The organism is Streptomyces sp. NRRL S-378, assembly GCF_000720645.1.
Lineage (GTDB): Bacteria > Actinomycetota > Actinomycetes > Streptomycetales > Streptomycetaceae > Streptomyces.
The window spans coordinates 124787-143896 of the sequence record NZ_JOBX01000013.1 but is presented as its reverse complement, the minus strand read 5'-3'; the positions used below and the strand labels follow the sequence as shown (position 1 = coordinate 143896).

The window sequence follows — 19110 nt, the reverse complement described above, 5'->3', positions numbered from 1 at the left end:
GACCTCGACGAAAGCAGCACCGAACAGCTCCGCCAGCAACTCGTCCCACTCGTCCGGCACAACGCCACGCACGTCATACGCCTTGACGATGTTCGAAAGGTCGGGCATTTCACTCCTCCAACGGGGTCAACGGGACGACCGGGACCGGCTGTGTCCGGGACGCTACCCGCCCCCTTCCCCACCACGGCCCCTCCGCCCCCATCCCGTTGAGGCTTTGGCAGATCGCCGTCACCCCGGGGGGAGCGCACCCCTCTCCCGGTACCAGGGCGCCGCCCGGCCGAGCCGGTCCAGCGGACCCGGACCCGGCTCGATCCCGGCGAGCCGCCACGCCGCGTCCGCGCGGTACCAGTGGTCGCGCGCCAGCAGCGTGAACTGCCGCTCGCTCACCCAGCCCGGGGTCTGGGCCAGGGCCTCCAGGCAGCGGGCCCAGGGCCAGTCCACGGCCGGCCGCGCCGGCAGCACCCCGTGTCCGGCCAGCGCGTCCATGAGGTCCTGGTTGCGGACCGGCTCCGGGTGGTGGGCGTGCAGCACACCCTTCGCCGCCGCGGCGGAGCCGTCCCCGAGCGCGAACGCCACGACGAGCCGTGCCAGGTCGCCGACATCGACGAAGGAGCCCGTCCCCGCTCCCCCGTCCCACTGCGCCGGTACCCGCCGGAACGCGTCGGCGAGTGCCGGTACGACCCATCGGTCGCCGCTGCCCAGCACCAGTCCCGCACGCAGGACCAGGCCCCCCGCGTCGAGCACGGACGCCTCCCCCGCCAGCCTGCTGCTGCTGGCCGGTGACACCGGGGCGGGCGTCAACTCCGCCTCGTCCGCGCCGCGGTGCGGCCCCGGCCCGTAGACGGCGCAGGTCGACAGATGGACGATGCGCCGCACTCCCGCGCGCCGTGCCTCGGCCATCAGCGCCGCGGTCCCCACGGCGTTGACCGTCTCGCAGAGGCGGGCGTCCGGCCCGATGGAGGAGGCCAGTGACAGGAGGACGTCGGCGCCCTCGCACACCCCGTGCAGCGAGGCCGGGTCGGCCAGGTCCGCGCGCACCCGCCGTCCGCCGCCGACGGCGTCGGGGGCCTGCGTACGGGACACCACCCGCGCCACGGCGTCCGGATCCCGTTCGGCCAGGCGGCGCAGCACCTCGGATCCGATGAAGCCCGTCGCCCCGGTCACGACGACCTGACGGCCGGTCAACCCTCTTGCTCCGGCTTGCGGTCCGCATCGGCTTGCGACGGCTGCGGCTGCGGCTGCGACGGCTGCTCCGGTCCGGTCTCCGGCAGGGTCAGGCGCAGGCCCTTGCGCGTGTCCTCGGTGGCGACGGCGGGCAGCAGGTAGCGCCAGAGCGACGCGATGCGCTGCGGCAGGTCGACGCGGCCGGTGGAGGCCTGGGAGAAGAGCTGGGCGCCGGTGAAGGAGCTGACCAGGACCCAGGCCAGCTCGTGGTCGTCGACGTCGGGCTGGAGCTCGCCCTTGGCGCGGGCGAAGCGCAGCTGCTGGCGGAACTCCAGGACCCAGGCCTGGTAGGCGACGTCGTCGCGCAGGCCGAACTCGCCCTGTTCCACGGCCAGTCGTACGCCGGCGCGGAGCACCGGATTGTGCCGGAGCTGCTCGGCGAGGTAGAGCGTGATGTCCACCAGCCGCTGGAGGCCGTCCTCGCCGGCGGGGAACTCCAGGCCCTCGCCCTGCCCGACCATCACGGCGTAGGCGAGTTCCTCCTTGGAGCCGAAGTGGAAGTACATCCCGCCCTGCGTGACGTCCGCCCGCTTCATGATCTTGCTGATGCTGGCTCCGCTGAAGCCGAACTCGTCGAAGACCTCCGCGGCGGCGCGCAGGATGGCCGCCTTGGTCTGAACTGCCCTGAGTTGGGGGGCCCGTTGCTGCTTCCGCTCTGACATGAGCACCTAATCCTTCTCGACAAAAAAAACGAACATCCTTTATTTTAGGACCCAGCGCCGAACAAGCACCAGCACCAGCTCATGTCCGACGTTCCAGGGGGGCTCAACCATGACTGTGTCAGCTACTCGCTCCACCTCGCCCGCAGCCGCCGTGCTCAGCAGCGCCTTACCGCGGGAGTACGTGCACAAGAGCGCGCACTCCGAAGTCCTGCTCACCGGGTGGCGTTCCGTCGCTCCCGACGAGTACGTCATCACCGCCCAGTGGCCCCGCGCCCACAGCTTCTACTCGCCCGACGCGGGTTACCACGACCCGCTGCTCCTGGCCGAATCCGTCCGCCAGGCCATCCCGCTGCTCAGCCACGTGGCGTACGACGTGCCCTTCGGCCACCGCCAGATCTGGGACACGTTCAGCTACTCGACCAACCCCGCGGCACTGGTGGTCGGTTCGAGACCGGCCGACATCATGCTCCACATCCGCTGCTCTGGCATCGCCCGCCGGGGCCGCAGGCTCGCACGCCTGACCATGCACGTCACCGCCACCCGCGACGGGGAGTTCCTCGGCACCGCCGAGGCCGGATTCACCAACCAGCCCGACGCCGTGTACCGGCGCCTGCGCGGCGGGAACGCCGACCTCGACCAGGTCACCGCCGGCGTCATCCCGCTCCCGCCTCCGATGACGCCCCGGCGGGTGTGCCGCGACCGCTTCCACGACGTGGTGCTCTCCCCCACGAGCTCCCTGCACCGCGCCCAGTTGCGGGCCGACCTCAACCATCCGATCCTCTTCGACCACCCCGTCGACCACGCCCCGGGCATGCTGCTGCTGGAGGCCGTGCGCCAGGCAGCGTACGCCTCCGCGTTCCCCCGCCGGGGGGTCCTGACCGACATGGAGATGCAATTCTTCCGCTACGCGGAACTGAACTCGCCCTGCTGGATCGAGACGACCGCGCTCCCCGACCACACGGCGTCGCCGGACGGCCGTCGGCACCCGGTGCGGGTCGTGGCCCGGCAGGACGGCGAGGACATCTTCACCGCCACGGCGACGATCACCACCACGGCGGCCGCGCCCCTGCGCGCGTACTCCGCGACCTGACCTTCCCCCGGGGAGTTCGGCACCGTTCCCGCTGCACCGTTCCCCCGCCCGTACGACGAAGGCGCCTGCCCGGCTCTGCCCGGCAGGCGCCTTCCGTTTCCGCGTCAGACCTTGCGGACCACGCCGGACTTGAGCTGCATCGGCCCGAACCCTTCGATCCTGCAGTCGATGTCGTGACCGTCCACGCCCTCGACGAGGCGGATGTTGCGCACCTTGGTGCCCGCCTTGATCCCGGTCGGGCTGCCCTTGACCTTGAGTCCCTTGATCACCGTCACGGTGTCACCGTCGGCCAGGACGTTGCCGACGGCGTCCTTGACCACCCGCTCGGCCGGGGCCTCTTCCTGTCCGGCGCCGGCGAGCGGCCACTCGTGCCCGCACTCGGGGCAGATCAGCAGCGAGCCCATCTCGTAGGCGTAGGCACCCGCGCACTCGGGGCAGGCTGGCAAGGGGTTCTCCGTCACCCCACCAGTATATTTCAGGCGCCATCGTCCCAGATCGCACGATCGCCCGCCCGCCCGTGAGTCCGCGCGCCCGATCGCCCGCACGCCCGTGGGTCCGCACGTCCGCCAGTCCGTCCCTCCAGGAGGTCCATGTGTCTGCCGCTTCGAGTTACGCGTCCGCGGTCAGCGACGTGCCACTGCTCGGTGACACCATCGGCGAGAACCTCGACCGCACGGTGCGCAGGTTCCCCGACCGCGACGCCCTCGTGGACGTGGCCGCCGGCCGCCGGTGGACGTACGCGGAGCTGGCCGCCGATGTCGACGCGCTCGCCCTCGGCCTGCTGGACCTGGGCATCACGAAGGGCGACCGCGTCGGGATCTGGGCCCCCAACCGCGCGGAGTGGACGCTCGTGCAGTACGCCACCGCCAGGATCGGGGCCGTCCTCGTCACCGTGAACCCCGCCTACCGCTCCCACGAACTGGAGTACGTACTGCGGCAGTCCGGCATCCGGCTGCTGGCCGCGGCGGACCGTTTCAAGAGCTCCGACTACGCCGCCATGATCGAGGAGGTCCGCCCGCAATGTCCGGCGCTGGAGTTCGTGGCCCTGCTCGGCGGCCCGCTGTGGGACTCCCTGCTGGAGCGCGGCCGCGGGGGCGACCCGGACGACCTGGCCCGGGCGCAGGCCGCGCTCAGCCCGGACGACGCCGTCAACATCCAGTACACCTCCGGGACCACCGGATTCCCCAAGGGCGCGACCCTCTCGCACCACAACATCCTCAACAACGGTTTCTTCGTGGGCGAGCTGTGCCACTACACCGAGCAGGACCGCGTCTGCATCCCGGTGCCCTTCTACCACTGCTTCGGCATGGTCATGGGCAACCTCGCCTGCACCAGCCACGGCGCGGCCATGGTGATCCCCGCGCCGTCGTTCGACCCGGCGGCCACCCTGGCCGCCGTGGAGTCGGAGAGGTGCACCTCCCTCTACGGCGTCCCCACGATGTTCATCGCCGAGCTGGCCGAACCCGGTTTCGACGCGTACGACCTGTCCAGCCTGCGCACGGGGATCATGGCGGGCTCGCCCTGCCCCGTCGAGGTCATGCGGGAGGTCATCGAGCGGATGGGCATGACCGAGGTGTCCATCTGCTACGGGATGACGGAGACCTCGCCGGTGTCGACGCAGACCCGGGCCGACGACTCCGTCGAGCGGCGGGTGTCCACGGTCGGCCGCGTCGGGCCCCACTTGGAGGTCAAGGTGGTCGACCCGGGGACCGGGCGGACGGTGCCCCGCGGCGAACCGGGCGAACTGTGCACCCGCGGCTACTCGGTGATGCTGGGCTACTGGGAGGAACCGGAGCGCACCGCGGAGGCCGTCGACGCGGCCCGGTGGATGCACACGGGCGACCTGGCCGTCATGGACGAGGACGGCTACCTGAGCATCACGGGCCGGATCAAGGACATGGTGATCCGCGGCGGGGAGAACCTCTACCCGCGCGAGATCGAGGAGTTCCTCCACACGCATCCGGACGTCCTCGACGTCCAGGTCATCGGGGTGCCCGACGCCAAGTACGGGGAGGAGCTGATGGCCTGGGTGCGGATGCGCGAGGGGGCCGAGCCGCTGACCCCGGACACGGTCCGCGCCTACTGCGCGGGCCGGCTGGCCCACTTCAAGATCCCGCGCTACGTGCACGTCGTGGACGAGTTCCCCATGACCGTCACCGGGAAGGTCCGCAAGGTGGAAATGCGCCAGGAAGCCCTGCGTCTGCTGGAACTACCTTCGTAGAACGGCGCGTTGCGGCTCACGCCGCCGCGCCTCCTGCCCGATGATCTTTCTGGGTGCGTCACGGTCGCGCCGGCCGGCCGACCGCGACGCCCCTCCCCCCTGCCGACTGACCACCGACCAGAGGAACCCAGCACCGTGCCGCTGCCCCTGAACCGACGACTCGCCCTGACCGCCGCCCTGCTCGCCGTGACCGCCGCGGTCGCCCCCGCGACCACCGCCCGGGCCGCCGGAACCACTCCCGACCTCGAAGCCCTGACCCAGGCTCTGCGCAACACCACGGCTGCCGGAGCGCCCGGTGCCATGGCCCGCTTCAGCGGCCCGGACGGGGTCAGCACCCGGGCCGTCGGCGTGCGCGACCGGACCACGGGCGCGGCCATGGACCCGCAGGCCCGCTTCCGGATCGGCAGTGTCAGCAAGACCTTCTCCTCCGTGGTCCTGCTCCAGCTGGTCGGCGAGAAGAAGATCGACCTGGACGGCCCGGTCAACCGCTACCTGCCCGGCCTGCTGCCCGACGACCGGATCACCGTGCGCCACCTGCTGACCCACCGCAGCGGTCTCGCGGACTACACCGACGCCATGTTCGAGCGGACCGTCCCCGGCTTCGAGGCCGTGCGCAACAAGGTGTTCAGCTACCAGGAGCTGCTCGACCTCTCGCTGCGCGAGCCCAGGACGACCGAGCCGGGCGTGGCGTACAAGTACTCGAACACCAACTTCGTCGTCGTCGGCATGCTGATCGAGAAGGCCACCGGCAACCGGGTGGGCAAGGAGTACGAGCGCCGCATCTTCAAGCCGCTGGGCCTGCGCGACACCACGTACGTGCACCCCGACACCCGGATCAAGGGGCTGCACGCCCGCGGCTACCTGCACCCCGACGAGGCCGGCGCACCGCTGGTCGACTCCACCGAGCAGACGGTGTCGTGGGCCCAGTCCGCCGGGGCGGTGATCTCCAGCCCGGCCGACCTGAACACCTTCACGGCGGCGCTGCTCGGGGGCCGGCTGCTGTCCCCGAAGCTGCTGGACGCCATGGTGACCGCCACCCCGACGGACACCACGAACACCCGGTTCTACGGGCTGGGCCTGCGCCGCTACGACCTCTCCTGCGGCACGTCGGTCTACGGGCACACGGGCACGGTGCAGGGCTTCTACACCTACGCCTTCTCCACGCGCGACGGCCGGCGCAGCCTCTCCGCGATGGCGAACACCTCGAACCGGGGTGCCGCCAACACGGCGCTCGGCGGCACCCTCGAAGCGGCGTTCTGCGGTAAGCAGACCGAGAAGAAGGGCGCCCGCGGCTTCGGCTTCGCCCCGGCCGAGAGGGACCTGCCCGAGCACAACGCGCGCTGACGCCCGCGCGGCCGGTGCCGCGCCGGTCCCTCAGTCGCTGCCCACAGCGTCGTCGCAGGCGGGGCAGACCCGGTCCGCGTAGTCGGCGTCGTACCACGACGGGCCGGGCCGTCCCGCGGGCTGCCGCGGGGCGGCCTGCATCGCGAAGGTGTCCCTGCCGCAGAAGGTCCGCGGGCCGGGGACACCGGGCATGCCGGGCGCCACGGGTGCCGCGTGCACGCGTACGACGGTCACCTCGCCGCCGCCTGCCGCGGTCCCGTCGGCGTGCGCCGTCACCGGGTCCTCCACCTCGTACACCACGGCCATTGCGCTCATACCCCGACGGTAGGCCGTCCCGTGGGCTCCCGCCGTCCGGCCACGCCGGGCTCCGCTCCCCCGTCGGTCCCGTGCCGCCTCTCCTGCGCCCATCTGCCCGGAAAGCGTTCTGACGATTCATCAGGTCATCCGTCCCGGACTCTTGACTCCGTCGGCGCCAGTGGCGATTCTCGACGCACCGTTTGCGGGTTCATGACAAGTGGACACCCCCCTGTGGCCGTCGCGTCCCGGAAACGGATCCGACCCCTCCATCGCGGCATCCGCTGACCGAAGACGTGAGTGATGACCACTTCCCGACACACGCACCACAGGCGCAGCCCCCTCGCGGTCCTGTCGTTGCTCCTCGCCGTCGTCGCGATGGTGCTCGGCCCCGTGCCGAGCTCCGCCGCCGACCCCGGCTGGTGGAATCCGGTGGCGCGGCCCGCACCCGACTCCGACATCAACATCACCGGCGAGCCCTTCAAGGGCACCGACTCCCAGGGCAGGGTCCGCGGCTTCGTCGACGCCCACGACCACCTGATGTCCAACGAGGGCTTCGGCGGGCGTCTCATCTGCGGCAAGCCCTTCTCCGACATGGGCGTGGCCGACGCGCTCAAGGACTGCCCCGAGCACTACCCCGACGGCACCCTGGCGGTCTTCGACTTCATCACCAAGGGCGGTGACGGCAAGCACGACCCGAACGGCTGGCCCACCTTCAAGGACTGGCCCGCCCACGACTCGCTCACCCACCAGCAGAACTACTACGCCTGGGTCGAACGGGCCTGGCGCGGCGGCCAGCGCGTCCTCGTCAACGACCTCGTGACGAACGGCGTGATCTGCTCGGTCTACTTCTTCAAGGACCGCAGCTGCGACGAGATGACCGCCATCCGGCTCGAAGCGCAGAAGACGTACGACATGCAGGCCTTCGTCGACAAGATGTACGGCGGCCCAGGGAAGGGCTGGTTCCGTATCGTCACCGATTCCGCCCAGGCCCGCGAGGTCATCAAGCAGGGCAAGCTGGCGGTCGTCCTGGGAGTCGAGACCTCCGAACCCTTCGGCTGCAAGCAGATCCTGGACGTCGCGCAGTGCAGCAAGGAGGACATCGACCGGGGCCTCGACGAGCTGCACCGGCTGGGCGTGCGCAGCATGTTCCTCTGCCACAAGTTCGACAACGCCCTGTGCGGTGTCCGCTTCGACCAGGGCGCGCTCGGCACCGCGATCAACGTAGGCCAGTTCCTGTCGACCGGCACCTTCTGGAAGACGGAGAAGTGCACCGGCCCGCAGCACGACAACCCCATCGGGCTCGCGGCCGCTCCCGCGGCGCAGAAGGAGCTCCCGGCGGGTGTGTCTGTGCCCTCGTACGCGGCGGACGCGCAGTGCAACACCCGCGGTCTGACCGACCTCGGTGAGTACGCGGTGCGCGGGATGATGAAACGCAAGATGATGCTGGAGATCGACCACATGAGCGTCAAGGCCGCCGGGCGGGCCTTCGACATCCTGGAGTCCGAGTCCTACCCGGGCATCATCTCCTCGCACAGCTGGATGGACGACAACTGGACCGAGCGGCTCTACAAGCTCGGCGGGTTCGTCGCCCAGTACATGGGCGGGGCCGAGGGCTTCAGCGCCGAGGCCAAGGCCAAGAACGCCCTGCGCGACAAGTACAACGTCGGCTACGGCTACGGCACCGACATGAACGGCGTCGGCGGGTGGCCGGGACCCCGCGGCGCCGACACCCCGAACCCGGTGCGCTACCCGTTCCGCAGCGTCGACGGCGGCTCCGTCATCGACAAGCAGACCACCGGACAGCGCACCTGGGACCTCAACACCGACGGCGCCTCGCACTACGGCCTGGTCCCGGACTGGATCGAGGACCTCCGGATCGTCGGCGGCCAGGACGTGGTCGACGACCTCTTCCGCGGCGCCGAGTCCTACCTCACCACGTGGGGTTCGTCGGAGAAGCACAAGGCCGGGGTGAACCTCGCCTCGGGCGCGTCCGCCACGGCCAGCTCCTCCGAGTGGAACCCGTTCACCAGCTACGCCCCGTCCCGGGCCGTGGACGGGAACACGGGCACCCGCTGGGCGAGCGACTGGAGCGACGACCAGTGGATCCAGATCGACCTCGGCGCGGCCAACCTGGTCAAGCGCGTCACCCTCGACTGGGAGCGGGCGCACGGGCAGGCCTACCGCATCGAGCTGTCGGGCGACGGCACGAACTGGCGGTCCGCGTGGTCCACCACCGCCGGTGACGGCGGTCTGGACACGGCCCTGTTCACCGGCACCACGGCCCGCTACGTTCGCGTCCACGGAGTGCAGCGCGGCACCAAGTGGGGCTACTCGCTCCACGAGGTCGGTGTCTACAGCAGCTGACGCCGTTCACGTCCCCGCGTCCGGGGCCGGCCGGATCCGCCGATCCGGCCGGCCCCGGACGCCTTAGCCCCACCGCACCGCACGGAACGAAGGGAACGACGCCCATGGCACGGATGCCGTCGGCCGAGCGACGCCGCCAGCTGACCGAGGCGGCGATCCGCGTGATGGCCCGCGACGGCGTCGCCAAGGCGACGACGCGCTCGATCTGCGCCGAGGCCGGCGTCTCGCTGAGCGTCTTCCACTACTGCTTCGAGTCCAAGCAGGCCCTGCTGGAATCCGTCATCGTGGCGATCACCGAGCACGGCATCACCGTGGCGAGGGAGGCCATCCGGCCCAGGGCCACCCTCCGGGAGACCATCCGGGCCGGCTTCCAGGCGTACTGGGACCACGTGGCCGCCCACCCGGGCGAGCACATGCTCACTTACGAGCTCACGCAGTACGCCCTGCGGCGGCCCGGGTTCGAGCACCTCGCGCGACGCCAGTACGAGCTGTACTCCGACACCTACACCGAGCTCATCGAGCAGCTGCGCCGGCTCATGCCCTTCGAACTGCGCGTACCGGTGCACGTACTGGCCCGCTACCTGGCCGCCATGACGGACGGGCTCACCCTCAACCACCTGGTGCTCGGCGACGCCGCGGTCTCGGCGGCCATCCTCGACATGATCACCGACCACGTCGCGGGGCTCGCCGAGGCCGCGGACGGGGCCACGGACGGGGACCGGCCGCACTCGCGGGAGTACGCCGGTCCCCCGCTCCCCGTCTGACGACGGAGCCCGTCAGACGGCGCCGGAGCCTTCGGCACCCACCTCGGCGCGGACCAGGCGGGCCGCCTCGACCAGATTCTCCAGGGAGGCCCGGGTCTCGGGCCAGGCCCGGGTCTTCAGACCGCAGTCGGGATTGACCCACAGCCGCTCGGCCGGGATGGCCTCCAGGCCCTTGCGCAGCAGCGCCGAGGCCTCGTCCACGGAGGGGATCCGCGGCGAGTGGATGTCCCAGACGCCCGGGCCGACCTCGCGCGGATAGTCGGCGCCGGAGAGCTCGTCGGCGACCTGCATGTGCGACCGGGCGGCCTCCAGGCTGATGACGTCGGCGTCGAGGTCGCCGATGGCCTCGACGATGTCGCCGAACTCGGCGTAGCACATGTGCGTGTGGATCTGGGTGTCCGGCCGGACACCCGCGGTGGTGAGCCGGAAGGACTCGGTGGCCCAGGCGAGGTAGGCCGCGTGGTCGGCGCCGCGCAGCGGGAGGGTCTCCCGCAGCGCGGGCTCGTCCACCTGGATGACGGAGGTCCCGGCGGCCTCCAGGTCGTTCACCTCGTCGCGCAGGGCCAGTGCGACCTGCCGGGCGGTGTCCGCGAGCGGCTGGTCGTCGCGCACGAAGGACCAGGCGAGCATGGTGACCGGCCCGGTGAGCATGCCCTTGACCGGCTTGGCCGTCTGCGTCTGCGCGTACGTGGTCCAGCGGACGGTCATCGGGTCGGGGCGGGAGATGTCGCCGGCCAGGACGGGCGGACGGACGTAGCGGGTGCCGTAGGACTGGACCCAGCCGTGCTGCGTGGCGAGGTAGCCGGTGAGCTGCTCGGCGAAGTACTGCACCATGTCGTTGCGTTCGGGCTCACCGTGCACCAGCACGTCGATACCCGCCTTCTCCTGGAAGGCCAGTACCTCCCGGATCTCCGCCCTGATGCGGTCCTCGTAGCCGGCGGTGTCGGTGCGGCCGGCCCGCAGGTCGGCGCGGGCCGTGCGCAGTTCGGCGGTCTGCGGGAACGATCCAATGGTCGTCGTGGGCAGCAGCGGCAGGCCGAGACGGGTGTGCTGGGCGGGCGCCCGCCGCCCGTACGGCTGGGATCGGCGGCCGTCGGCGTCGGTGACGGCCGCGGTCCGGGCACGGACGGCGGGGTCACGGGTGACGGAGGAGTTGGCCCGGGAGGCCAGGTCGGCCCGGTTGGCGGCGAGTTCGGCCGCGATGGCGTCCGTGCCGCGGGCGAGCCCGCGGGCGAGCGTGGCGATCTCGGCGGTCTTCTGGCGGGCGAAGGCGAGCCAGCGCCTGACCTGCGGGTCGATGTCCCGCTCGGCGGAGGCGTCCAGCGGCACGTGGAGCAGCGAGCAGGAGGCGGCCACGTCGACGCTGCCGGCCAGGCCGAGGAGGGTGCCGAGCGTGGCGAGGGACTTCTCGAAGTCGTTGATCCAGATGTTGCGGCCATTGACGATGCCGGCGACCAGGCGCTTGCCGGGCAGGCCGCCGACGGCGGCGAGGTCGTCGAGGTTCGCGGCGGCCGCGCCGGTGAAGTCCAGGGCGAGCCCGTCCACGGGGGCCTTGGCCAGCACGGCCAGGGCCTCGCCGAGCCGGTCGAAGTAGGAGGCCACGAGCAGCTTCGGCCGGTCGGCCGCGGCACCGAGCTCGCGGTACGCGCGGGCGGCGGCGTTCAGCTCGGCCGGGGTGCGGTCCTGCACCAGGGCGGGCTCGTCCAGCTGCACCCACTCCGCCCCGGCCGCGCGCAGGTCCGCGAGGACCTGTGCGTACACGGGGAGCAGACGGTCGAGCAGGGCGAGGGGGTCGAAGCCGGCCGCCACGCCGGGGGCGGGCTTGGCCAGCAGCAGGTACGTCACCGGCCCGACCAGCACCGGGCGGGCGGTGTGGCCGAGCGCGCGGGCCTCCTCGAACTGCGCGACCTGCTGGGAGGAGTCGGCGGTGAAGACGGTGTCCGGGCCCAGTTCCGGTACCAGGTAGTGGTAGTTGGTGTCGAACCACTTGGTCATCTCCAGCGGGGGCACCTCCTGGGTGCCGCGCGCCATGGCGAAGTAGCCGTCCAGGGGGTCCGCTTCGACGGCGGCGCGATGGCGTGCGGGGACGGCGCCGACCATGACGCTGGTGTCCAGCACGTGGTCGTAGTACGAGAAGTCACCGGTGGGCACCTCGGTGATGCCGGCGTCGGCCAGCTGCCGCCAGTTGGCCCGGCGCAGGTCGCGGGCCGTCTCCCGGAGGGCGTCGGCGCCGACCCGGCCCTTCCAGTAGCCCTCGACGGCCTTCTTCAGTTCCCGGTTCTGCCCCTGACGGGGGTAGCCGTACACGGTGGCCGCACCGGCCCGTACGGCGGTGGCGGGAGTCTTGCTGGTCACGGAACTCTCCTTCGCGAGCTGTCTCCTGTGGACCCCGGTGGGGGTCGGGAGCGCGAAGGGATGACGCATCGGACGGACCTCGACCGGTTGCGGGAGGGCGTACCTGTGCGTACGCGCCCGCGGTCGCCCGCCTGATGTGTCGCCGACCCGCCCACGAGGTCACCGGGGTTTCCGCGCACGACGGGTCGCACGCGGGCAACGGGCAGGTCTTCGGACTCGCGGGCACGCCTGCCGGTCTCCCGGCGGGCACCTACTGGCCGTCGCTTCCCAGGACCGTGGTCCGGTCCCAGTGCGTATGACGGCGGTCGTTCCCGCTCACCGCTGCGGGGCAGTCCCGGACTCCCACCGGGTTCCCTCTTACGACGCATCCCGCCTGGCGGACGGGGCGAACCAGCTGCCCGGCCAGAGTAGATGCCCTTCCCCGCCAACGGGTGGAGTTGTCCAACATCCGGAAGGCGGGACGAGACGCGCAAAGGTCCTTCGACGGTGATCCCGTGAACCGATCCGGCCCGAAGGCGCCCGTCCGGCGCCTTCGGGCCGGGTGTCAGTGGCGGTGCAGCACCGTCGTGAGGACCTTGTGGAGGACCGATTCCGGGTCCGCCACGCCCTCCGCCGAGCGCCAGGCAACGAAGCCGTCCGGGCGGACGAGGACCGCTCCGGCCTCGGTGGTGCCGTGCGCGGCGGCCCAGTCGCCGCCGTCCTCCGGGATCAGGTCGGCCTCCGGGCCGGTGCCGATCGCGTAGGCGTCCAGGCGTACGTTCATCCGCTTCGCGACCGAGCCGGCCGCTCCGCTCCACGGGGTGCCCTCGGAGCTGAGCAGGACGAAGGACCGCTCGTAGAGGTCGACGGTGGACTTCCGCTCCCCCGACGCCGGTTCGCGGAGCCACAGGTGCGGGGCGCGCGTGCCCGGGTCCCCGCACAGCCGCATGCGTTCGGGCACGACCGGCAGCTCCGGGTCGGCTCCCACGACCGCGCCCTGGCCGTACCCGTACCCCATGGCCACGGAGAGGACGCCGTTCTGCGGGCCGCCGCGCGCCGGCGCCCCGGCTGCGGACCCGGGGTCCGGCTCGTACCCCGGGTGGCTGTGTTCGGCGGAACGGGCCGAGGCCCGCTCGCTCGTCGCCCGCGCCACGGGGAGCCGCTCGGCCTCGTAGGTCTCCAGCAGCCCCGGGCCCGCGGCGCCGCCCAGCACGGCGGCGATCTTCCAGGCGAGGTTGTGGGCGTCCTGGATACCGGTGTTGGAGCCGAACGCCCCGGTGGGCGACATCTCGTGGGCGGAGTCCCCGGCGAGGAAGACCCGGCCGGCCACGTACCGCTGGGCGACGCGCTCGGCGGCGTGCCACGGCGCCTTCCCGGTGATCTCGACGTCCAGACCGGGTGCGCCGACGGCCCGTCGGATGTGCTCGACGCAGCGTTCGTCGGTGAAGTCCTCCAGCGTCTCGCCCCGGTCGGGGTGCCACGGCGCGTGGAAGACCCACCGTTCCCGGTTGTCGACGGGCAGCAGGGCGCCGTCGGCGTCGGGCTTGGTCAGGTAACACACGATGAAGCGCCGGTCGCCGATCACCTGAGCGAGCATGCGGGACCGGAAGGTGATGCTCACGTTGTGGAACAGGTCGCCGGGGCCGCTCTGGCCGATCCGGAGCTGTTCGCGCACGGGGCTGCGCGGCCCGTCGGCGGCAACCAGGTAGTCGGCGCGCACCGTGCTGTGCTCCCCGGTCTCCCGGTTCTTCACGAGCGCGGTGACGCCGCTCTCGTCCTGTTCGAAGGAGAGCAGTTCGGTGGAGAACCGCAGGTCCGCCCCGAGCGTCGGGGTCACGGACATGAGGACCGGCTCGATGTCGTTCTGGCTGCACAGGCACCAGGTCGAAGGGCTGAACCGGGCCAGTGCGCCACCCGGGTCGATCTGTTCGAACAGCCACTCCTGGTCGTCGCCGGTCAGCGAGCCGCCCTGCAGGATGCCGTGGTTGTCCGCCAGGGCCGAGGCGGCCTCACGGATCCGGTCCTCGACCCGGGCGACCCGGAACAGCTCCATCGTGCGTACGTTGATACCGCGTCCACGCGGGTGCAGCGAGGTTCCCGCATGCTTCTCGACCAGCATGTGCGTGATGCCATGACGGCCGAGGAACAGCGAGGTGCACAGGCCCACCAGCGAGCCGCCCACGATGAGGACCGGGACGCGGTGGTCGACGTTTTCCTTCATGGGTCTTCCATGCCCTGTACGAGGGGGGTTCCCTCGCCCGTTCACCCGCTTGGTTCTCTCCTCTCGCGCCGACGGCGCTATCGGACCACGATCGGTTCGGGTGGCGCCGCCCGTGGCGACCGTGTGGTCTCGAAGGAGTGTGAACGATGACAACCTTGTCGGAACGGATATCCCAGTCCGCCTTCGACGACTCGAGACTTCGGGTCGTGCTGCTGCTGGATCTGTACGACGGTGCGCAGAACCAGTTCCTGGAGGTCTACGAAGACCTCCACAAGCAGGTCTCCTCCGTCCCCGGGCACATCCGGGACGAGTTGTGCCAGTCGATCGAGAATCCGTCGCAGTGGCTGATCACCAGCGAGTGGGAGAGCGCACCGCGGTTCCTGGCCTGGGTCAACAGCGAGGAGCACGTCGCGTCGGTCCAGCCCCTGCACGGCTGCGTACGGGACACCCGCTCGCTGCGGTTCAGCGTGCTGCGGGAGACCGGCCGGGACCACGGTCCGGGCGCCGCCGCCGCGGCCTTCTCCCCCGGCCCGCCCGCCGGCTCCGCCTTCGCCCCCGCGTCCGCGGACGGCCCGGACCGGTCCAGGGGCCGCCTCCAGGTCGCCCCGCGGCGCGGTGACGGTGTGGTCCGCCACGCGCTGACCTTCACGGTCAAGCCGGGCAGCGAGGCCGTCGTGGCGGAGCTGCTGAGCGGGTACGCGTCCCCGCAGGCGCAGGTCGACGAGCACACCCGGCTGCGCCGCACCTCGCTCTTCATGCACGGCAACCGGGTCGTACGGGCCGTCGAGGTCGAGGGCGACCTGCTCGCGGCGCTGCGCCACGTGGCCCTGCAGCCCGAGGTCAGGGCGCTGGAGGAGGCCATCAACCCGTACCTGGAGCAGGACCGCGATCTCAGCGACCCCGGTTCGGCCCGGACCTTCTTCACCCGTGCGGCGCTGCCCGCGGTGCACCATGTGGCGGCGGGCGGCGGTGAGGGCGCGGAACTCCAACGGCACGCGCTGTTCTATCCCGCCAAGAAGGGCTGCGGCACGGAGCTCGCCCGGCTGCTCTCCGCGCAGGACGAGGCGGCCGTGGACGACGCGTCGAGCCCGATCGAGGCGAGCACCGTCTTCCAGCGCGACGACGTCGTCGTGCGTCTCCTCGACCTCCGCGGACCGCACGACGCCCGGCCGGCTCTGACGCTCGGTGTCGAGGGCGGCCACAAGGCGGCGGTGCTCGCCCGGCTGCTCGACAGCGCCAAGGACGGCGTCCCCACCACCCACCAGGAGATCTCGCGTTTCCTGGAGCGTTCCGAGATGCGCCTGATCACCGACCGGCGTTCGCCGGCCCGAGCCTAGGAGAAGCCCGCCATGACCGACCGACTGACCGTGGAAGAACTGGCCGCGCTGATGAAGAAGGGTGCGGGCATCGCCGTCGACCCCGCCGTGATGGCCAACCGGCCCGACGCGCAGTTCGACGAGTGGGGGCTCGACTCCCTGGGGCTGCTCGGCATCGTCGGCGAACTGGAGAACCGGCACGGCCGGCCCCTCCCCGCCGGGGCGGACCAGTGCAAGACGCCGCGCGAGTTCCTCGATCTCGTCAACGAGGCCCTGACGGCCGGTACCTGAGGCGTCCGGGCGGACGGGCGCCGCCGCCCGGCACGCATGACGACGCCCCGGAACCGGCCGACCGCCGGTTCCGGGGCGTCGTGGCGCGTGCCGGCCGGGAGGATCACCCGGGCACGGTGCACTCGAAGGCGTGCAGGTACGCGTTGACGGGTCGGATGCCGTCGAGCACCAGTCCGGCGTCCGCCAGCCGGGTGCGGAGGCTTTCCTTGGTGTGCTTCGCACCGCCGACGTTGAGCAGGAGCATCAGGTCCATGGCCGTGGTGAACCGCATCGACGGCGTGTCGTCGACGAGGTTCTCGATGACGACGACCCGGGCTCCGGGGCGGGCGGCGGCGACGACGTTGCGCAGGCACCTGCGGGTGCTCTCGTCGTCCCATTCGAGGATGTTCTTGATGATGTAGAGGTCGGCCTCGACCGGGATGGCCTCGCGGCAGTCGCCGGGCACGATGCCGGTCCGGTCGGCAAGGGGACCGCCGTCGCGCAGCCGGGGATCGGCCCTTGCGACCACGCCGGGCAGGTCGAGCAGGTGCCCGCGCACGGTCGGGTGCTTCTCCAGCAGGCTGGCCAGCACGTGCCCCTGGCCACCGCCGATGTCCGCGACCACCGAGACGCCGGTGAGGTCGAGGAGGTCCGCGACGTCCAGCGCCGACTGGACGCTGGAGGTGGTCATGGCGCGGTTGAAGACGTGCGCCGACTCGTGGGCGTCCTCGTGCAGGTAGGTGAAGAACCCCTTGCCGAACAGCTCGTGGAAGATGTTCGCGCCGTCGCCGGTGCGCACGGCGTCGTCGAGCCGCGGCCACGCCTGCCAGGTCCAGGGTTCCGTGCACCACAGGGTGATGTTGCGCAGGCTGTGCGGGTCGTCCTCGCGCAGCAGTCGCGACATCTCCGTGTGGGCGAAGCTCCCGTCCTCGGTCTCGGCGAAGATCCCGTAGCAGGACAGGGCCCGGAGCAGGCGTTGCAGGGGTTTCGGCTCCGCGTGCACGGCGGCCGCGAGCTCGGCGGGGGTGGCGGGCGACTCCCCGAGGGCGTCGGCGACCTTGAGGCGGGCCGCGGCCCGTACGGCGGCGGCGACGGCTGCGCCGAAGGCGAGCTCCCGCAGGCGCATGGCCGGCGGGGGCGTGTGCGGGGGGCCCGCGTTCGGTGCCGGGACCGGGGCGGGGGTGGAGGCGGGGGTGGAACTCACCGTGGTCATACGGCCTCGATTCTCCTGATGAGGTGGGACACCGGTCAGCACATGCCGGCGGGCACGGAGGTGTCGCACCGGTTGTTGAGGAAGCGGTTGCCCGACCCGGCGCCCTGGTTGGCCAGATCGGCCGGCAGGTTGTCCCTCACCACGTTGTTCTCGATGACGTTGTCGGTGTTCGTCGCGCCCACGAAGCTCTTGAACAGCAGGATGCCGCCCGACAGCGGGGAGGACCCGACGTTGCCGCGAATGGAGTTCGAACGCACGATCGTCTCTTCGGCTCCGGTCAGGACGACGCCGACGCCCTGGATGTCGGGGAGGCGGCTGTTGCCCTTGCAGAACTTGTTGTTCTCGTGGATGCGGTTGCCGCGGATGGTCAGGTCACCGGCGCCGGGCTCGCCCTCGTCGCCCACGACGAACACGCCGCCGCAGTTGCCGGTGAGGTTGTTGCCGCTGACGGTGAGGTTCCGCACCCGCCTGACCGTGACCCCGATCCGGTTGCCGGTGAGCCGGTTGCCCCGGATCACGGCGCCCCGGGTGTCGGTGGCGCCGCCTTCGCGCGCGACGGTGTTGGCGATGAAGATGCCCGACTCGGCGTTGTCGCGGGCGATGTTGTCGCGGAAGAACCCGCGGGTGGACCGCTCCTGGGCGATGCCCCAGGTGCTGTTGTTCTCGGAGATCACGCGTTCGACGCTCAGCCGGTCGGTGTACGAGGCCCAGATGCCGTTCCGCTTGAAGCCCGAGACGGTCAGCGCGCGGATCTCGACCCCGGCGACCGGCTGCTCCTCGGTACCCATGACGCAGATGCCGGTGTCGGCCTGCGAGCAGGCGAGGGCGGCCCGCCCGTCGGCCGACGCCTTCGGCCCGGCCGGCAGGGTCTTCGCGGCCGGCGGCCTGATGACCGTCCGCTCTCCCCAGCCGCGCAGCGTCAGCCTCTTCGTGATCAGCACGTTCTCGTAGTAGGTGCCGGGCATCACGGTGATGATGTCGCCCGGCCGCGCGGAGTCCACCGCGTCCTGGATCGAGTCGCCCGGGTGCACTCGGTGTCCGGCCGCGGACGCGGGTGGCGCGAAGACGCCGAAACCGGCGGCCATGACGACGGCGATGCACGTGAGGGACTTCAGTTGTCGGTTCGTCACCCTGCAGAAGTTATGGGCGATTGGGACATATCGCCGCATTGGGTCAGCGTATCGATGCATGCCGTGGGCAAACGGCCGCATTTTGACGTCCGGAGAGTGGATCGTCATACCGGCGGGCACGGCGCTGCGTACCGCGCCGCCCCCGTTGCCCACCGGTCGGCATCGGCACAGGCCGCGACGGGTTTCCCGGTCGCCCCCGGGACGGGCAACGGGCAACCCGTCGACCCCGCCGCGCCGGCGGCTCCAGCCTGGATCCGTCAGCACGAGGCACGAACCGCAAGGGGAAACCATGCGCAAGCTGTTCCGCGGCGCCGCCGCCCTCGCCACCTCCGCCGTCGCCGTGGTCGCGCTCAGCGCCTCGGTGGAGGCGAAGCCGGTCGACACCTGGGCCGGCTGCCCGGACGGGGCCGTCTGCATCTACCCGCAGAACGAGAACCCGGCCGTCAAGCCGACGCACGTCTTCTACCGGTACGGGGCCCACAACCTCAGCAACCAGTTCGGGAAGCACTGGGTGCTGAACAACCAGTACGGCGGTGCGACCGCAAACCTGTGCACCGGCTCCAACGGCGCGGGCTGCGGCAGCCCCATCGCCGCCAAGACCGGTGTGTACGCCGACCTCACGCCGATCAACTCCATCCGCCTCAACCGGTAGCACCCGGG

The 19110-nt window shown here is 71.5% G+C and carries 16 protein-coding genes and 1 riboswitch; of the genes, 8 read left to right on the top strand and 8 right to left on the bottom strand.

Going from position 1 to position 19110, the window contains the following annotated elements:
- Nucleotides 1–228: 228 nt before the first annotated feature.
- Together IH80_RS0112745 and IH80_RS0112740 are read right to left on the bottom strand one after the other, a co-directional pair.
- Nucleotides 229–1185, bottom strand: coding sequence for an NAD-dependent epimerase/dehydratase family protein (locus tag IH80_RS0112745; RefSeq protein WP_037879722.1), 957 nt, complete (start codon nt 1183–1185; stop codon nt 229–231).
- A complete protein-coding gene (locus tag IH80_RS0112740; RefSeq protein ID WP_078906479.1) occupies nt 1182–1886 on the bottom strand; it encodes a ScbR family autoregulator-binding transcription factor in 705 nt (234 codons plus the stop codon). Before IH80_RS0112740 ends, IH80_RS0112745 begins: the two co-directional genes overlap by 4 nt.
- Before the next feature lie 109 nt (nt 1887–1995).
- Here IH80_RS0112740 and IH80_RS0112735 point away from each other — a divergent pair, with 109 nt between their 5' ends.
- The gene (locus tag IH80_RS0112735) at nt 1996–2976 is read left to right on the top strand and encodes a ScbA/BarX family gamma-butyrolactone biosynthesis protein (protein ID WP_030960174.1); all 981 of its coding nucleotides are present in this window, start codon (nt 1996–1998) and stop codon (nt 2974–2976) included.
- A gap of 104 nt (nt 2977–3080) precedes the next feature.
- Here the strand turns inward: IH80_RS0112735 and IH80_RS0112730 are convergent, their stop codons facing one another.
- Nucleotides 3081–3437: a zinc ribbon domain-containing protein YjdM gene (locus IH80_RS0112730; protein WP_030960173.1), complete on the bottom strand. Its 357-nt coding sequence runs from the start codon at nt 3435–3437 to the stop codon at nt 3081–3083.
- A gap of 131 nt (nt 3438–3568) precedes the next feature.
- Here IH80_RS0112730 and IH80_RS0112725 point away from each other — a divergent pair, with 131 nt between their 5' ends.
- Nucleotides 3569–5197, top strand: a complete 1629-nt coding sequence (locus IH80_RS0112725) for an AMP-binding protein (RefSeq protein WP_030960172.1) — start codon at nt 3569–3571, stop codon at nt 5195–5197.
- Between the two features lie 135 nt (nt 5198–5332).
- On the top strand, nt 5333–6541 hold the full coding sequence (locus IH80_RS0112720; RefSeq protein ID WP_030960171.1) for a serine hydrolase domain-containing protein: 1209 nt from the start codon (nt 5333–5335) through the stop codon (nt 6539–6541).
- Between the two features lie 30 nt (nt 6542–6571).
- Here the strand turns inward: IH80_RS0112720 and IH80_RS0112715 are convergent, their stop codons facing one another.
- Complete coding sequence (locus tag IH80_RS0112715) at nt 6572–6856, bottom strand: hypothetical protein (RefSeq protein WP_030960169.1); 285 nt, start codon at nt 6854–6856, stop codon at nt 6572–6574.
- A gap of 282 nt (nt 6857–7138) precedes the next feature.
- Here IH80_RS0112715 and IH80_RS0112710 point away from each other — a divergent pair, with 282 nt between their 5' ends.
- Nucleotides 7139–9202 carry a discoidin domain-containing protein gene (locus IH80_RS0112710; RefSeq protein ID WP_030960167.1) on the top strand — a complete coding sequence of 688 codons (2064 nt, stop codon included), beginning with the start codon at nt 7139–7141 and terminating at the stop codon, nt 9200–9202.
- Nucleotides 9203–9306: 104 nt separating this feature from the next.
- The gene (locus tag IH80_RS0112705; protein ID WP_051809178.1) at nt 9307–9966 is read left to right on the top strand and encodes a TetR/AcrR family transcriptional regulator; all 660 of its coding nucleotides are present in this window, start codon (nt 9307–9309) and stop codon (nt 9964–9966) included.
- A gap of 12 nt (nt 9967–9978) precedes the next feature.
- Here IH80_RS0112705 and metE read toward each other — a convergent pair whose 3' ends face one another.
- Nucleotides 9979–12390, bottom strand: coding sequence for a 5-methyltetrahydropteroyltriglutamate--homocysteine S-methyltransferase (gene metE, locus IH80_RS0112700; protein ID WP_420708777.1), 2412 nt, complete (start codon nt 12388–12390; stop codon nt 9979–9981).
- 114 nt (nt 12391–12504) lie between these two features.
- Nucleotides 12505–12731, bottom strand: a riboswitch (cobalamin riboswitch).
- A gap of 134 nt (nt 12732–12865) precedes the next feature.
- A complete protein-coding gene (locus IH80_RS0112695; RefSeq protein ID WP_030960164.1) occupies nt 12866–14521 on the bottom strand; it encodes an FAD-dependent oxidoreductase in 1656 nt (551 codons plus the stop codon).
- A gap of 146 nt (nt 14522–14667) precedes the next feature.
- On the opposite strand from IH80_RS0112695, the gene IH80_RS0112690 reads away from it, so the two are divergent.
- Together IH80_RS0112690 and IH80_RS0112685 are read left to right on the top strand one after the other, a co-directional pair.
- A complete protein-coding gene (locus IH80_RS0112690; RefSeq protein WP_030960161.1) occupies nt 14668–15858 on the top strand; it encodes a SchA/CurD-like domain-containing protein in 1191 nt (396 codons plus the stop codon).
- A gap of 12 nt (nt 15859–15870) precedes the next feature.
- Complete coding sequence (locus IH80_RS0112685; RefSeq protein WP_030960159.1) at nt 15871–16128, top strand: acyl carrier protein; 258 nt, start codon at nt 15871–15873, stop codon at nt 16126–16128.
- A 103-nt stretch (nt 16129–16231) separates the two neighbouring features.
- On the opposite strand, the gene IH80_RS0112680 is transcribed toward IH80_RS0112685, so the two are convergent.
- Both IH80_RS0112680 and IH80_RS0112675 read right to left on the bottom strand, forming a co-directional pair.
- Nucleotides 16232–17320 carry a methyltransferase gene (locus IH80_RS0112680; RefSeq protein WP_030960158.1) on the bottom strand — a complete coding sequence of 363 codons (1089 nt, stop codon included), beginning with the start codon at nt 17318–17320 and terminating at the stop codon, nt 16232–16234.
- Nucleotides 17321–17355: 35 nt separating this feature from the next.
- The gene (locus IH80_RS0112675; RefSeq protein ID WP_051809176.1) at nt 17356–18405 is read right to left on the bottom strand and encodes a right-handed parallel beta-helix repeat-containing protein; all 1050 of its coding nucleotides are present in this window, start codon (nt 18403–18405) and stop codon (nt 17356–17358) included.
- 334 nt (nt 18406–18739) lie between these two features.
- On the opposite strand from IH80_RS0112675, the gene IH80_RS0112670 reads away from it, so the two are divergent.
- Nucleotides 18740–19102 (top strand): hypothetical protein, encoded by a 363-nt coding sequence (locus tag IH80_RS0112670; protein WP_030960156.1) that lies wholly within the window; start codon nt 18740–18742, stop codon nt 19100–19102.
- Nucleotides 19103–19110 lie beyond the last annotated feature (8 nt).